Source organism: Mycolicibacterium rhodesiae (genome assembly GCF_002086695.1).
GTDB lineage: Bacteria > Actinomycetota > Actinomycetes > Mycobacteriales > Mycobacteriaceae > Mycobacterium > Mycobacterium rhodesiae.
The window spans coordinates 142,310-157,015 of the sequence record NZ_MVIH01000010.1; the positions used below are offsets into that span (position 1 = coordinate 142,310).

Genomic DNA, 14,706 nt, shown 5'->3' on the forward strand with positions numbered 1-14,706 from the left:
TCAGTCTTCTCCGGTGGCGCGGACGTAGAGCAGCCGGTCGGTGGTTTCCAGGGCGTCGACATTCGGATCGTCGACGCGCAGCAGCTTTCCGTCGCGCACCACGCCGAGCACGATGTCGGGCAGATGGCGCGGTGAGCCGCCGACCTCCTTGTGCTCGACCTCGCGCTCGGCGATCGCGAAGCCGGCGTCCGGGGTCAGCAGGTCTTCGATCATCTCGACGACGCTGGGCGTGGTGGTGGCGATGCCGAGCAACCGGCCCGCGGTCTCTGAAGACACCACCACCGAGTCGGCGCCGGACTGACGCAGCAGGTGCTGGTTCTCGGCTTCCCGCACCGCGGCGATGATCTTGGCTTTCGGGGCCAGCTCGCGTGCGGTCAGCGTGACCAGCACCGCGGTCGGGTCGCTGTTGGTGGCCACGATGATCGAATTGGCGTGCTGGGCGCCGGCCAGCCGCAGCACGTCGGACTTGTTGGCGTCCCCGCGCACGGTGACCAGTCCGGCGGCGTTGGCCCGATCGAGCGACCCCTGGTCGGTGTCGACGACGACGATGTCGGCGGGCGCGACACCGTCACCGATCATCGCGGCCACCGCCGTCCTGCCCTTCGTCCCGTAACCGATGACGACGGTGTGGTTGCGCACGGTGTTCCTCCAACGCTGGATCTTGAGAGCCTGCCGCGACGCCGTGGTCAGGGTTTCGACGGTGGTACCGACCAACACGATCAGGAATGCCACCCGAAGCGGGGTGATGACCAAGACGTTCACCAGGCGCGCGGTCTCGGTGTACGGGGTGATGTCGCCGTAGCCGGTGGTCGACAGCGACACCGTGGCGTAGTACAGGCAGTCCAGGAAGGTCAGCGGCCCGTCGCGGACGTCGCGGTAGCCGTCCCGGTCGAGGTAGACGATGAAGACCGCCAGGAACAGCGCCGTCAGGGCGTAGATCAACCGGCGGGCGATGCGGCGGCCCGGGCTGACGAACTTCTCCGGGATATGCAGGTATTCGACGAGTGCGCTGTCGGGCTTGGCTGCCAGGTTCTCGTCGATCGCCTCGAGCCTGCGCCGCAACCTACCCTTGGCCACGCGACTCCGTCGTCAAGCCCAACCCTCTCGTCGTGAGCGCCACCACTCCAGCATTATGTACCCATGCCGACGACGACTACCGAACTCGAACCTTCACGCAGCACCTCTCAGCTGCCCGCCTACCGCGCCGCGCTGATGCTCATCGGCATCGGCGTCGGGCATTTCGTGGCGCCCAAGCCCTTCGATGAGATCGTGCCTGCCGAGCTTCCTGGCGACGCTCGCTTCTACACCTACGCCTCCGGGGTGGCCGAGGTCGGCATCGGGACCATGCTGCTGGTGCCGCGGACTCGTCGCGCTGCCGCGCTGTTCGCGATCGCGTTGTACCTCGCGGTGTTCCCGGCCAACGTCAACATGGTCCGGTTGTGGAAGGACAAGCCGTTGCCGATGAAGCTGGTGGCGCTGGCCCGGTTGCCGTTGCAGATTCCGATGATCACTCAGGCGCTGGCCATCAGGCGCAACGCTCCGCGCTACTAGCCTCGGCCAGCAGGGCCACCAATTCCTCTGGGCCGGCGAGGTTTTCCGGCATCACGGTGACCCCTGCGCGCACGTAATGGAACGCCGCCCGGACCTCGGACTCTGGGCAGTTCTTGATCGCCGCCCACGCCAGCCGGTAGACCGCGAGCTGGACGGCGGCGTGCCTTTTGGCGTCGTCGTCGGCCGGCGGTTCGCCGGTCTTCCAGTCGACGACGGTCATCCCGCCATCGGCGTCGGCGAACACCGCGTCGATGCGTCCGCGCACCACGGTGTCGCCGATCGCCATCTCGAACGGCACCTCGACGTCGACCGGAGTGCGCGCCGCCCACTGCGATTTCGTGAATGCGTCCTGCAGAACGGCCAGCTCCGCCGTCTCGGAGGCCGCGCCGTCGACAGCCCCGGGAAGGTCGTCGAGGTCGAAGAGCCGCTCGGCGCCGTAGAAGCGCTGCACCCATTCGTGGAATGCGGTGCCCAGGATCGCGTGCGGGTCCGGGCGCGACGGCAGCCTTCGGGTGAGCCGGCGCAGCGCAGCCGGATCCCGGTCCAGTTCCACCAGTGCGCTGACCGACAACTGCCCGGGCAGCTGCACCGGCGGCGGCGCGGCGATCCGCGCCCTCTCAGCCAGCAGAGCGTCGACGTCGGCAGCCCAGTTCTCCGGGTCCACACCGGTGTCCGGGATCGCGCCGGCCAGCGCCGACCGGACCAGTGCGGCGCCCTGTTCGATGTCGCAGCGGGTCCGACCGAGCGGGTCGGCGGGCCAGACCGCTTCACGGACACTGTCGCGCAAGGGGTTTCGTTCACCGTCGGCGGGCTCCGGGGCCCACTGTTCGACCACACCGCACGGCCGCCCCGCCGCGTCGGCGGCGTCGATGATGGCCTTGATCTCCCGCAGGAAATCCGACGGCCCGCGCGGCGTGCCCTCCGTGGAACCCCAGTGGTGGCCGGAGAGCAGCAGGGTGTCCTCGGCTCGCGTGATCGCGACGTAGAGCAATCGGCGCTCCTCGTCGAGGCGGCGCTGCTCGAGCTGCTTCTTGTGCGCCATGATGCTGTCGGACAATGCTTTTCGGTCGGTGACGTGTTCGGTGTCCAGCACCGGCACGCCGTGCAGACCGGCGGCGGCCCGGTCACCGCGCAGCAGCGGCGGCAGGTCGGCCGGGTCGGAGAGCCAGGTCCGCTTGGATGCGGTGGACGGGAACACCCGCGCGGACAGGTGCGGGACCGCCACCACCTGCCATTCGAGTCCCTTGGCGGCGTGGACGGTCAGCACCTGCACCCGCCCGGTGGCCACGCTGACCTCGGCAGGCGCCAGACCGTTCTCGACGACCGCGGCCGCATCGAGGTAGGCCAGCAGCCCGTTGATGCATGCGCCCGGCCGGGCTGCATAGTCGGCAACCACATCGGCGAAGCGGTCGAGATGCTCGGCACCGGCCCAGCCCGCGGCGACAGGCTGGGTGGCCCGCACCTCCACGTCGATGCCGAGGACGCGCCGCACCTCCCCGACGAGTTCGGTGACCGGGTGGCCCAATAGTGTTCGCAGTCGGGCTAATTCACCGGCGAGCTCGGTGATGCGACGGTGCCCCTCGGGCGAGTAGGCCGCGGCCGGACCCGGGTCGGCCAGCGCGTCGGCCAGGCTGGCGGTGTCGGCGTCGGGTGCGGCGGAGGCGATGATCTCCTCGGCGGTGACGGCCGCCTGCCGAGCCCCGTCGATCGCCACGGCGCGCCGCCACAGCGCGGCGAGGTCGGCGGCGCCGAGCTGCCAGCGCGGACCCGTCAGCACCCGCATCGCCGCCCCGCCGGCCGCCGGATCGGCGACCAGCCGCACCATCGCCGCCACATCGGCGACCTCCGGGATCGACAGCAGGCCGGCCAGACCGACGACTTCGACGGGCACACCACGGGCGCTGAGAGCTTCGGCGATCGGTCCGGCATCGGCGTTGCGCCGCACCAGCACCGCGGCGGTCGGTGGCGCACTGTCCTCTGCCGCTGCCTCGGCGTAGCGCGCCGCGATGTGGTCGGCGACCCACTCGCGCTCGGTGGCCACATGGGTGAGCAACGCGCAGCGCACCGTGCCGGCCTCGGCGCCGGGGCGGGCCCGCAGTGCCCGGACCGCGACCGAGCGGCGGCGGGCTTCGGCGGAGATCTCGTTGGCGATGTGCAGCGTGGTCGGCGGGTTGCGCCAGCTGGTCCGCAGTTCCAGAGTGGGCGCCGGCGATCCGTCGGCTTGCGGGAAGTCGGTGGTGAACCTCGGCAGGTTGGTCGCGGACGCGCCGCGCCAACCGTAGATCGACTGGATGGGATCGCCGACCGCGGTCAACGCCAGGCCTTCGTCGGCACCGGCCCCGAACAACGACGACAGCGCGATGCGCTGCGCGTGGCCGGTGTCCTGGTATTCGTCGAGCAGGACGACGCGGTAGCGGCCGCGAAGCTGCTCCCCCACCTGCGGGCAGGTCGAGGCCAGCCGCGCCGCGGCCGACATCTGCGAGCCGAAATCCATCACCTTGTCGGCGCGCATCCGGGCGTGCAGCGCATCGATCAGCGGTACCAGCGCGGTGCGTTCGGTCTGGGTGGCCAGCATGCTCAGCAGGAACTGGCTGGGGCCGCGATCGCGTTGATAGCGCCCGGCCGGCAGGTGATGGACCAGCCGGTCGAGTTCGAGGTGGGTGTCCAGCAGCTGGTCGGTGTCGACCAGGTGCTCGGCCAGCTCGCCGGACAGTTTGAGCACCATCGCGGTGACACCGGCCGGGTCCTTGGTGGTGTCCAGCGGCCCGGGGTAGCTGCTGACCACCTCGAAAGCGATTTGCCACAGCTCGGTTTCGCTGAGCAGCCGGGCGTCGGGCTCCACCGGAAGCAGCGGTCCGTACTCGCGCAGCAACGCGCCGGCGAAGGCGTGGTAGGTGCTCACCGTCGGCGCTCCCTGCGGCACGGCGCCACCGAGGTGACCCGCCAGGCGGGCCAGCCGGGACCGCACCCGGCGCAGCAGCTGGCCGGCCGCCTTGCGCGTGAAGGTCAGGCCGAGCACCTGACCGGGGTCGGCGAATCCGTTGGCCACCAGCCAAACCACCCGCGCGGCCATGGTCTCGGTCTTGCCCGCACCGGCGCCGGCGATGACGACGAGCGGCCCCGGCGGGGCGGCGATGACCGCGGCCTGCTCGTCGGTCGGCGTCGGAAGGCCAAGGGCCTCAGCAAGTTCGAACGGGCTGTAGGTCATGGCGACTCCGTTCGCGGTGCGGTGTGTGCGGGGCAGGACGGGCGCATCGGACAGTGCGCGCAGCCGTCGTTGACCCGGGCGACGAACTGCGGTCCGGCCGTCGCGGCCGCTGCCTGACGTACGGTCTGGTGCCACTCGGCAGTGCTGTCGGCGGTGAGTGCGGACTGTTCGCGTTCGGTGGCGCCCGACGCGTTCGGCTTGGCGACGTAGACCAGCCGGCCGCCGCCGGGTTGGTCACCGTCGGCCAGCGCCCCCTCGGCGATGGCCAACTGGTAGAGCCCGAGTTGGGCGTGGCGCTGCGCCTCGTCCTTGGTGACCGGGCTCTTCCCGGTCTTGACGTCGACGATCACCAGCCGGCCCTCCGCGTCGCGCTCGAGCCGGTCGACGCGCCCGCGCACCCGCACCCCCGGCTGACCGTCACCGGGCTCGGCGATCACGCCGTCGACGGCAACCTCGGTACCGATTTCGGTGAGTTCGTGGCGGGTCGCCGAACGCCACGCGACGAACGCCTCGAGCATGGCGCGGTGCCGATCCAGCTCGTTGTCGGCGTACCACGTGGAGTCGAATGGAATTGTGCTCCAGAGCTTTTCCAGATCACTCACCAACTGCTCCGCGCTGGTCGCCGAGTCGGCGATCAGGGCGTGCACAACCGACCCCAGGGTCGAGCGCAGGTCACGCCGTTCGGTGCCGCCGTGCCGCTCGGCCAGCCAGCGCAGCGGGCAGTCAGTGAGCGTCTGCACGATCGAGGGGCTCAGGGTGACGGTGTGCTCACCGCTCCACAGCGGTTCCACAGTGCTGACCGAGGTCATGCCGTACCACTGTGCCGGGTCCGCACCGGCCACCCCGTCTGCGGCCAGCCGGGCCAATTGCTGTGCAGCGGTGGCACGTTCACCGTCGGTGACCGTGCCTGCAGGCGCGCACACCACCGCCCGGAGCCGGCCGACAACGGCCGACGGCGCCAGCACCGGCGGGGCGACGACCGGCTGGGCGGGCCGCACGCCATCGGCGCATGCGTACGCCTCGAGTTCGGCGACGAACGGCGACGGCAGCGCCGCATCGTCACCGGCATCACTGTCGACGGCGGTGATCAGCAACCCCCGCCGAGCGCGGCCCATGGCGGCGATGAGCAGCCTGCGTTCCTCGGCCAGCAGCGGCGCTCGTGCCGACACGTCGTCTCCCAGGCCGTCGAGCACGTCCAGCAGCCGCTGTGTGCCCAGTACGCCTCCGCGGGGTGTGGTGTTGGGCCACAACCCGTCCTGCACTCCGGCGATCACCACCAGGTCCCAGTCACGGTCGAGCGCCGCATGCGGGCTCAGCACCGCGACGGTCTCCGAAACCGTCCGGCCGTCGACGCTGACCGGTGGAAGTTGCAGGCCGGCAACATGATCCACGAACCCCCGCAGCGACGCCCCGGTGGTGCGGGTGACGTAGTCGTCGGCGATGTCGAACAACGCAGTGATCGTGTGCAGGTTCCGGTCGGCAAGCGCGCCTTCGGTTCCGCCGCGCTCGGCCGCCGACAGCCAGCGGCGCTGCAGCCCGCTGCGCTCCCACGCCTGCCACAGGGTGTAGCGCGGGTCGCGGTGCCCGCGATGTCCGCGGGCCGCCGCAGCGAGCACCGCACGCACCCGGTTCACCGGGCGGGCCAGCGTTGCCGGCAGATCTACCGGACCGCTGGTGAGCGCCGCGACCAGTTGCTCGCCGAAGTCGCCGGAGCCCCCGCGACGCAGCGCCCGGCGCAACTGGCGCAGGGTCACCGGGTCCACCCGGCCGATCGGCCCGGTCAGCAGCGATACCGCCAGCTCACCGCTCAGACCGTCGGCAGTCGCCGCCAGCACACCCAGCAGCGCCTGCGCCGCAGGCTGTTCGGCGACGGGTCCGGCCAGCTGAGCCGCATCGACCGGAACACCGGCACCGGCCAGCGCACGCGGCAGCGCCGCTGCCGCCGACGGCGACCGGACGATGACGGCCAGCTGCGACCACGGCACACCGTCGACGAGGTGCGCACGGCGCAGCGTGTCGGCGATCAGTGCCGCCTCCGCGTGCGCCGAGCCTGCGATCCGCACGCTCACCGATCCGTCGTCGCCGGCATTGCCGACCAGTACGCGCCACGCGCTATTGCCGGGCAGCCCGGCGGCGATCCCGCTGATCGCGCGCGCCACCGCGGGCGCGCACCGGTGCGATTGCCCGAGTTCGACCACCGGAGTGTCGGCCGCCGTCAGTACGGCCGGATCTGCGCCGCGGAAACCGAAGACTGCCTGATTCGGGTCCCCGGCAAGCAGAGTCAGCTCCGCGCCGGCAGCCAGCACCCGAACCAGCCGCGCGGCCTGCGGGTCGAGGTGCTGGGCATCATCGATGAGCAGCAAGCGGATTCGGGACCGCTCGGCCGCCAGGAGTTCGGGATCGGCTGCCAGCGCCTCCAGCGCCGCACCCACCAGTTCAGCCGCGCCGAGCGCAGGTACCGTGGCCTGCGGCGCGGCGGTGCCCACGGCCGCGCGCAGCAGCATCACCTGTTCGTACTGCTGGGCGAACCGGCCCGCGGCCGCCCACTCGGGGCGCCCGGACAACCGGCCGATGCGCTGCAGCTGCTGCGGATCCACTCCCCGCTCGGCGCAGCGAGCCAACAGATCCCGAAGCTCGGTGGCGAACCCGCCGGTGGTCAGTGCGGGGCGAAGGACCTGCGGCCAGCGCGACGCCGACACGTCGCCGTCCTGGAGATCACCGGCCAGCAGTTCGCGGATGATGCCGTCCTGCTCAGCCCCGGTGACCAGCCGTGGAGGCGGGTCACCGGCGCGGGCGGCGGCCTGCCGCAGGACCGCGAAGGCGTAACTGTGCACCGACCGGACCAGGGGCTCCCGCACCACCGCGCGGCACGGCTCCGCAGAGCGCGCCGCGAGCAGTCGAGCGGTCAGCTTGCTGCGGGTGGAACCCGCCAACCGGCCCGAACCCGTCAGCAGCAGAACAGATTCCGGGTCGGTCCCGGCCGTGATGTGCGCCGCGGCCGCCGCCACCAGCAGGCTGGTCTTGCCGGTGCCGGGACCGCCGACGATACGCACCGTGCCGCGCAACTCCGGGCGCAGCACATCGGCAGGTTCGGTCGCCCGGGCCAGCAGTGCGGTGGTCATGCCAGCGATACCACCACGGCCCACCGACAAGAATGAGTAAGTGGCAGCATGAGACCCGTGACCCACGATCTTCACGTCCACCGCTTCGGGCCGCCCGGACCGATCCGGGTCCTGGCCATCCACGGCCTGACCGGCCACGGCCTGCGCTGGCGAGCGCTCTCGGAGAACCACCTTCCGGAATACGCCATGGCCGCACCCGATCTGATCGGGCACGGCCGGTCGGCGTGGTCAGCGCCGTGGACCATCGATGCCAATGTAGCGGCGCTGGCGAGCCTGCTGGAAAACGACGCCGACGGGCCGGTGCTGGTGGTGGGCCACTCCTTCGGCGGAGCGGTCGCACTGAATCTCGCGGCGGCGTACCCGGACCTGGTGTCCGGGTTGGTGCTGCTGGATCCCGCGATCGGCCTGGACGGACAGTGGATGCGCGAGATCGCGGACTCGATGCTGTCCTCCCCGGACTACCCCGACCGCGAGGAGGCCCGCGCCGAGAAGTTCAGCGGCTCATGGGCCGACGTGGACCCGGCCGAACTCGACGAGGATCTCGACGAGCACCTCGTCGCACTGCCGAACGGCCGATTCGGCTGGCGGATCAGCGTGCCCGCGATGATGTCGTACTGGAGTGAGCTCGCCCGCGATATCGTGCTGCCGCACAACGGGACTCCGACGACACTGGTACGCGCGCTGTGGACTGATCCACCGTACGTCAGTGCCGAATTGATCGACGCCCTGGCCGACCGACTCGGCGACGATTTCACCCTCGTTGACGTCGAGTGCCAGCACATGGTGCCGCACGCCAAACCGGAGGAGACCGCGAAGGTCATCCGGGATCTGCTGGACGGGTAGCGATGGCCCCGATCACCGATGCGCAGGTCGAGCGGGTGCGCGAGCTGGTCGCGTCCATCCCGCCCGGTCGAGTCGCCACCTACGGTGACATCGCCTCAGCGGCACAGCTTTCCAGCCCGCGCATCGTCGGCTGGATCATGCGTACCGACTCCTCCGACCTGGCGTGGCATCGGGTGATCACCGCTTCCGGGCGGCCGGCCGCCCATCTGTCGACCCGTCAACTCGAATTGCTGCGCGCCGAAGGTGTACTGGCCCGCGACGGCCGGGTGGACCTGGCGCACACGCGCCACCGGTTCTAGAGAACCAGCCGGATCAGCGCTGCGGTGCGAGCCAACCCGGGGAACGCCGCCGCCGTCGAGCGCGGATGCAGTGCATGCACGGCAAGCCGGAACATCAACGCGCGCAACAACATCTGCGGCCACTCCGGTAGGGCATCCCACCGCTCGATCAGACCGTCGTCGGCCTCGCCCCAAGCTAGCGCGTCGACGACGACCACCCCGGCCGCCCACGACGCCGGTCGCCAATAGGGAGTGATGTCGGTGATGCCCGGCGCCGCCGTCCCGGCGAACAACACGGTGCCGTACAAGTCGCCGTGTACCAGCTGGTTGGGACTCTTGGTGGGCTTACGCAAGCCGGCCAGCTGATTGATCAGTTCCACCGAGCGCTCGCCGTCGGCCGAGCCGGGAGCCACCAGCGCGCCGGGCGGCAGCGAATGCAGCGGGCGCTCCTCCCACGCGGCGCGGTCGGCGGCGATGAACACGTCGACATCGCTCCACGGAGCGACCGGCGCCTGGGTCAGAAACCTCGGCCGTTCGAGTTTGGCGGTGGCCTCGTGCAGCCGCACCCCGGCCGACACGACCTCGTCGTGGCGGGGCTCCGGGCTACCGGCGACGAATGTGTCTGCCCGCCAACCCGAGACCACGTAGCGTCCGTCAGTCGACCGCACCGGCCGCGCCAGCCGGACCCCGTCGACGAACAGCGTCTCGCGTGCTTTCGCCGACCAGGCGGCCCTGGCGTGGTCGGCGATCACCGACAACACCACCTCGCCGCACTTGAAGCCGCCTTCCCAGCCCGCGCCCAGCGGTTCGGGATCGTGGCCCTTGAGACCGAACGCCGCCAGTACATGCTCAGGCGGGCGCTCTTCACTCACCCCGTCAGCCACCCCGACAGCCTAAATTGTCGCGACGCAAAGTAGCCGTCAGTAGAGCACCATGTCGGGATCGATTTGCTTCGCCCAGGCCACGATGCCGCCCTGCAGGTGCATCGCATCGGCGAAACCCGCCTTCTTCACCACCGCCAGCATCTCCGCGGAGCGAACCCCGGTCTTGCAGTACAGCACCGGTGTGCGGTCGTGTGGCAACCTCGACAGGCCCTCGCCGGACTCGATCGCCGACTTCGGGATGAGCTCGGCACCGGCGATGTGATTGATCTCCCACTCGACCGGCTCGCGGACGTCGATCAACGCCAGGTTCTTTCCGGAATCGAGCAGCTGACGCAGTTCCAGCGGGGTGACGGCGGACTCCTGCGCGACGGCGGCCGCGGCGTCGGACACCACGCCGCAGAACGATTCGTAGTCCATCAGCTCGGTGATCTTCGGGGTCTCCGGATCCTTGCGGATGGTGATCGTGCGGTACGTCATGGCCAGCGCGTCGTACATCATCAACCGGCCCAGCAGGGTCTCCCCGATGCCGGTGATGAGCTTGATGGCCTCGGTGCCCATGATCGAGGCGATCGACGCGCACAGGATGCCCAGGACGCCGCCCTCGGCGCACGACGGCACCAGGCCCGGTGGCGGCGGCTCGGGATACAGGTCGCGGTAGTTCAATCCCACGCCGTCGGGGGCGTCCTCCCAGAACACCGAGACCTGGCCCTCGAAGCGGTAGATCGAGCCCCACACGTATGGCTTGTGCGCCAGCACCGCGGCGTCGTTCACCAGATAGCGGGTGGCGAAGTTGTCGGTCCCATCAAGGATCAGGTCGTACTGCTCGAAGAGCTGCACCGCGTTGTCGGCTTCGAGCCGCTGCTCGTGCAGCCGGACCGTCACCAGCGGGTTGATCTCGAGGATGGACTCGCGCGCGCTCTGGGCCTTGGAGCGGCCGATATCGGACTGGCCGTGGATGATCTGGCGCTGCAGGTTGGACTCGTCGACGACGTCGAACTCGACGATGCCGATCGTGCCGACACCGGCGGCCGCCAGGTAGAGCAGCGTCGGTGAGCCCAGGCCGCCCGCGCCGATCACCAGCACTTTGGCGTTCTTCAACCGCTTCTGACCGTCGACACCGAGATCCGGGATGATCAGGTGTCGGCTGTACCGCGCGACCTCGTCGCGAGTGAGTTCGGCGGCTGGCTCGACCAGCGGCGGCAACGAAGGCACCGGCACTCCTAGGATCGTCAGGCGATCGGATACGGCCAGGGGTTGAACCGGCAGGTCTTGCCATCGGCCTTGACGTACTCCGGATCGAAGCGCGACGCATCGTCGTCGGAGGTCGAGAAGGTCTGCTGCATCATCACCGGCGCCAGGCCACCGCTGTCGGCGCAGGGCTCGTGGTGTTGGTAGCCGATCGCGTGGCCGACCTCATGGTTGATCAGATATTGCCGGTAGGAGCCGATGTCGCCCTGGAACGGCACCGCACCGCGCACCCACCGCGACTCGTTGATGAAGACCCGGGGTTGGGCGTCAGGCCCGTAAGCCGGGTTGTAGCAGGACGACTCCAGCGGAATCTCGTAGCCGCAACCTTCCCGCACCGTCATCGGCGACGTCAGCGACACCCGGAAGTCGGGCTTGACGTCGGGGGCGTCGACACGCTGAAACGCGAACTGCGGATTGTGAATCCAGCTCTTGGGGTTGCCAAGGGTTTCGGTGACCATCCGGGCGAACCCTTCGTCACCCCCGAACGACGCGGTGTCGACACCGTCTTCGACCTCCACGGTGTAGGTGAACGTCTTGGCGGTTCCGTCGCCGACCTTCGGCGTCGTGCCCGGAACGATGTGCCACGTCTTGGCGCCGGCCTCGGTGAACGCCCCGCCCTCCGGAAGGATCCCGGTCGGCAGGTTGGCGTCGAACTCGGTGAGCCCGCGCGGTGGCGCGCCGATGATCGCCGTCCCGCTCGACCCGATCGTCGGCGGCCCTTGCACCGGCCCCTGGGCGGCGCTGGGCACCGCAGGCGCGGCGGTGCCGGTGATCGTTTGGTACAGCACGACTCCTGTCACCACCACCAGAACCGGAAGGGCATACGCCCGCCAGCCGTAGGTGGAAATGAATCGACCCAACCAGGTCTGCTTACGCCATTGGCGGTGCTGATCGCGGTTGGATCTGGCCCGGCCCGACTCCCCCGCCAGCGGGTCGCGCAACGCGCGCAGCGGCTCCCGCCACTCGTCGCGCAGCACCGGCACACGACCGCCGCCGCGGTGCCCCGGGTCGTAGGTCACCGCCCCAGGATGGCACAACAGCCGAACACGGGAGTTCCGGCGCGCCCGTGCCCGACGGACGCAGCTACGGGCGAGTAACCCCAGCCGGGTAGTAATGTCGACCCGACGGGCTGGTAGCGCGGGGGCATGGCGACCGGCCACAGAACCAGATTGAGGACTCGATGAGCGAACTCGCCGACACGGCCGAGCGGAAGTCCGCTCGAACGGCCAGTGGCGACCGTACCGCCGCCGGCGCCCCGCGGCGCGGAAGCCGGCTGCCGCGCGACGAGCGCCGTGGCCAGCTACTGATCGCCGCCAGCGAAGTCTTCGTCGACCGCGGCTATCACGCCGCAGGCATGGACGAGATCGCCGACCGCGCCGGCGTCAGCAAACCTGTTCTGTACCAACACTTTTCGAGCAAACTCGAACTCTATCTCGCCGTCCTGAACCGGCACGTCGAGAACCTGGTGTCCGGGGTGCGCCAAGCGCTGCGGACCACGACGGACAACCGCCAGCGCCTGCGCGCCGCGGTGCAGGCGTTCTTCGATTTCATCGAGCACGACGGCCAGGGCTACCGGCTGATCTTCGAGAACGACTACGTCACCGAGCCGCAGGTCGCCTCGCAGGTCAAAGTGGCCACCGAATCCTGCACGGACGCGGTGTTCGACTTGATCAGCCGCGACTCGGGGCTGGATCCGCATCGCGCCCGCATGATCGCGGTGGGCCTGGTGGCGATCAGCGTCGACTGCGCCCGGTACTGGCTGGATGCCGACCGCCCGGTCTCCAAGGAGACCGCGGTCGACGGGACGGTGCAGTTCGCCTGGGGCGGACTGTCACACGTCCCGCTGACACGCTCCTAGCGGCTACGCGCCGGCAGGTCCCCCGGCGCCGATCCCGAATCCGACCCGGCGTACGTCGGCGACACCGATCTCGACATAACTGATCTTGGCGGTCTGCACCAGGAAGCGGCGGCCCTTGTCGTCGCTCAGGCTCAGCACATCCGGACCGTCCTTGGCGAACGCCGAGGTCACCAGCTCTTCGACCTCAGCGGGCGTCTGGGAGCTGGCGAACACGAGCTCACGCGGACTGTCCGTGACACCGATCTTGACCTCCACGCTGGCCCCTTCTCTCTCGTCTGCGTCGTGTGCGCATCTACCCCAGGAAGGCTAGTGGACGCCCCGAAACAAAGCTGTCCGCGGTCGCGGCCAGCCGTTCGCGGTTAGCGAATAGGGCGTCAAGCTGCGATAACAGCATGGCAACGGACAGGCGCGCCGCGCCGTGGCCAGGCGCGCGCGTCCATAACCTTTTCGCGTGAGCGAGAACAAGCGCCGGAAGCGGCTGGTCCAGTGGCCCCGCGTGGCGCTGACCGTCGGCGGCGTCCTGGTCGCCGCCAGCGCGACGACGTTCGTGGTGCGGACCGGGGACGCCGCCAGCACCATCGCCGATTCGAGCACCACCCCCACCCGCACCGTGGTGGCGATTCCCGGTCCCCGTACCTCGACGCCACCGCCGGCGCCGGTCACCGTCACCGTCCCTGGCCTGCCCATCGAGACGCCGGTCATGGTCACGCCGCCCAGCCCGGCCGCCGCGCCGATGGCCCAGGCGACGGTCGATCCCGCCGAAATCGTCTACACCGTGGCGGGCAACCAGCGGCCCGACGACCCGGTCACGATCACCTACGCCGACGAGGTGGGCGCTCTGCGCACCGTCGAGAACGTCTCCCTGCCGTGGCGGCTCACCGTCGTGCCGACCGTGCCCGTCAACTACGTGACCGCCAGCAGCAACGGAAGTCAGCTGAACTGCTGGATCACCGACGCGCGGGGGGCGACCGTGGCCGCCGCGACCGACAACACGATCTCGGCGACCTGCAACCGTTAGGTCAGGCCGAGTTCGCGCATCCGATCGGCGTGCGTGCGCTGCAGCCGGTCGAAGAACTCGGCGACCTGCCCGAGGCCACCCGGACCGGCCAGCACCAGGTCGACCAGTTCGTCACGCTCAGCCAACACGTACTGCGCCTGGGTGATCGCCTCGCCGAGGAGGCGGCGCGACCACAGCGCCAACCGGCTGCGCTGGCGTCCGCTGCTGGTCACAGCCTTACGAACCTCGGCGACCACGAACTGGGAGTGCCCGGTCTCGGAAAGCACCCCGCGCACCACCGAGGCCACCTCGTCGGGCAGCACGTCGGCGATCTCGAGGTAGAAGTCGGCCGCCAGCGCGTCACCGACATACGTCTTGACCAAGGCCTCGAGCCAGGTGCTCGGCGTGGTCAGCCGGTGGTAGTTCTCCAACGCCGAGGCATACCGCGTCATCGCCGGGACGACGTCGACACCGCGCGCCTCCAGCGCCTCCCGCAGCAGCTCGTAATGCGCCATCTCGGCAGCGGCCATGCTGGCCATGTTGATCCGGCCGCGCAGGTCCGGAGCCATCCGGGCTTCCTCGGTGAGCCGGTAGAACGCGGCGACCTCGCCGTAGGCCAGCAGCGCGAACAACTCGTTGACGCCGGGGTGGTCGGCGGTGATCCGCGCCGGTGACTCCGAGGCGGGCTGGGGGGCCGTCATGGCCGTCACTGTAGTC

General features: G+C 70.0%; 13 protein-coding genes. 5 read left to right on the plus strand and 8 right to left on the minus strand.

Going from position 1 to position 14,706, the window contains the following annotated elements; genetic code table 11:
• Entirely contained in the window at positions 1–1,077 is a 1,077-nt protein-coding gene (locus tag BST42_RS20135) for a potassium channel family protein (protein ID WP_083121074.1), read from the minus strand.
• A gap of 63 nt (positions 1,078–1,140) precedes the next feature.
• Between BST42_RS20135 and BST42_RS20140 the strand changes: the two genes are divergently transcribed.
• Positions 1,141–1,551, plus strand: a complete 411-nt coding sequence (locus BST42_RS20140) for a DoxX family protein (protein ID WP_083121075.1) — start codon at positions 1,141–1,143, stop codon at positions 1,549–1,551.
• Here the strand turns inward: BST42_RS20140 and BST42_RS20145 are convergent.
• The gene (locus tag BST42_RS20145) at positions 1,526–4,759 is read right to left on the minus strand and encodes an ATP-dependent helicase (RefSeq protein ID WP_083121076.1); all 3,234 of its coding nucleotides are present in this window, start codon (positions 4,757–4,759) and stop codon (positions 1,526–1,528) included. The two genes, BST42_RS20140 and BST42_RS20145, sit on opposite strands and share 26 nt — an antisense overlap.
• Positions 4,756–7,881 (minus strand): ATP-dependent DNA helicase, encoded by a 3,126-nt coding sequence (locus tag BST42_RS20150; protein WP_083121077.1) that lies wholly within the window; start codon positions 7,879–7,881, stop codon positions 4,756–4,758. The genes BST42_RS20145 and BST42_RS20150 overlap by 4 nt, the downstream gene beginning before the upstream one ends.
• Positions 7,882–7,938: 57 nt before the next feature.
• On the opposite strand from BST42_RS20150, the gene BST42_RS20155 reads away from it, so the two are divergent.
• Both BST42_RS20155 and BST42_RS20160 read left to right on the plus strand, forming a co-directional pair.
• Entirely contained in the window at positions 7,939–8,724 is a 786-nt protein-coding gene (locus BST42_RS20155) for an alpha/beta fold hydrolase (protein ID WP_165760885.1), read from the plus strand.
• Between the two features lie 2 nt (positions 8,725–8,726).
• The gene (locus tag BST42_RS20160; protein ID WP_083121079.1) at positions 8,727–9,023 is read left to right on the plus strand and encodes an MGMT family protein; all 297 of its coding nucleotides are present in this window, start codon (positions 8,727–8,729) and stop codon (positions 9,021–9,023) included.
• On the opposite strand, the gene BST42_RS20165 is transcribed toward BST42_RS20160, so the two are convergent.
• Genes BST42_RS20165 through BST42_RS20175 form a run of 3 tightly spaced genes read right to left on the minus strand, consistent with a single transcriptional unit; the run spans position 9,020 to position 12,153 of the window.
• A complete protein-coding gene (locus BST42_RS20165) occupies positions 9,020–9,874 on the minus strand; it encodes a TIGR02569 family protein (RefSeq protein ID WP_083121080.1) in 855 nt (284 codons plus the stop codon). The two genes, BST42_RS20160 and BST42_RS20165, sit on opposite strands and share 4 nt — an antisense overlap.
• Before the next feature lie 48 nt (positions 9,875–9,922).
• The gene (moeZ, locus tag BST42_RS20170) at positions 9,923–11,089 is read right to left on the minus strand and encodes an adenylyltransferase/sulfurtransferase MoeZ (RefSeq protein WP_207569544.1); all 1,167 of its coding nucleotides are present in this window, start codon (positions 11,087–11,089) and stop codon (positions 9,923–9,925) included.
• A 26-nt stretch (positions 11,090–11,115) separates the two neighbouring features.
• Positions 11,116–12,153 carry a DUF3152 domain-containing protein gene (locus BST42_RS20175; protein ID WP_083121081.1) on the minus strand — a complete coding sequence of 346 codons (1,038 nt, stop codon included), beginning with the start codon at positions 12,151–12,153 and terminating at the stop codon, positions 11,116–11,118.
• 161 nt (positions 12,154–12,314) lie between these two features.
• On the opposite strand from BST42_RS20175, the gene fasR reads away from it, so the two are divergent.
• Positions 12,315–12,992, plus strand: a complete 678-nt coding sequence (fasR, locus tag BST42_RS20180) for an HTH-type transcriptional activator FasR (protein ID WP_083121082.1) — start codon at positions 12,315–12,317, stop codon at positions 12,990–12,992.
• Positions 12,993–12,995: 3 nt separating this feature from the next.
• Here fasR and BST42_RS20185 read toward each other — a convergent pair whose 3' ends face one another.
• Positions 12,996–13,247 (minus strand): DUF3107 domain-containing protein, encoded by a 252-nt coding sequence (locus BST42_RS20185; protein ID WP_083121083.1) that lies wholly within the window; start codon positions 13,245–13,247, stop codon positions 12,996–12,998.
• Positions 13,248–13,443: 196 nt separating this feature from the next.
• Between BST42_RS20185 and BST42_RS20190 the strand changes: the two genes are divergently transcribed.
• Positions 13,444–14,010, plus strand: coding sequence for an MmpS family transport accessory protein (locus BST42_RS20190; protein WP_083121084.1), 567 nt, complete (start codon positions 13,444–13,446; stop codon positions 14,008–14,010).
• Here BST42_RS20190 and BST42_RS20195 read toward each other — a convergent pair.
• A complete protein-coding gene (locus tag BST42_RS20195; RefSeq protein WP_083121085.1) occupies positions 14,007–14,690 on the minus strand; it encodes a ferritin-like fold-containing protein in 684 nt (227 codons plus the stop codon). The two genes, BST42_RS20190 and BST42_RS20195, sit on opposite strands and share 4 nt — an antisense overlap.
• Between the last annotated feature and the right edge of the window lie 16 nt (positions 14,691–14,706).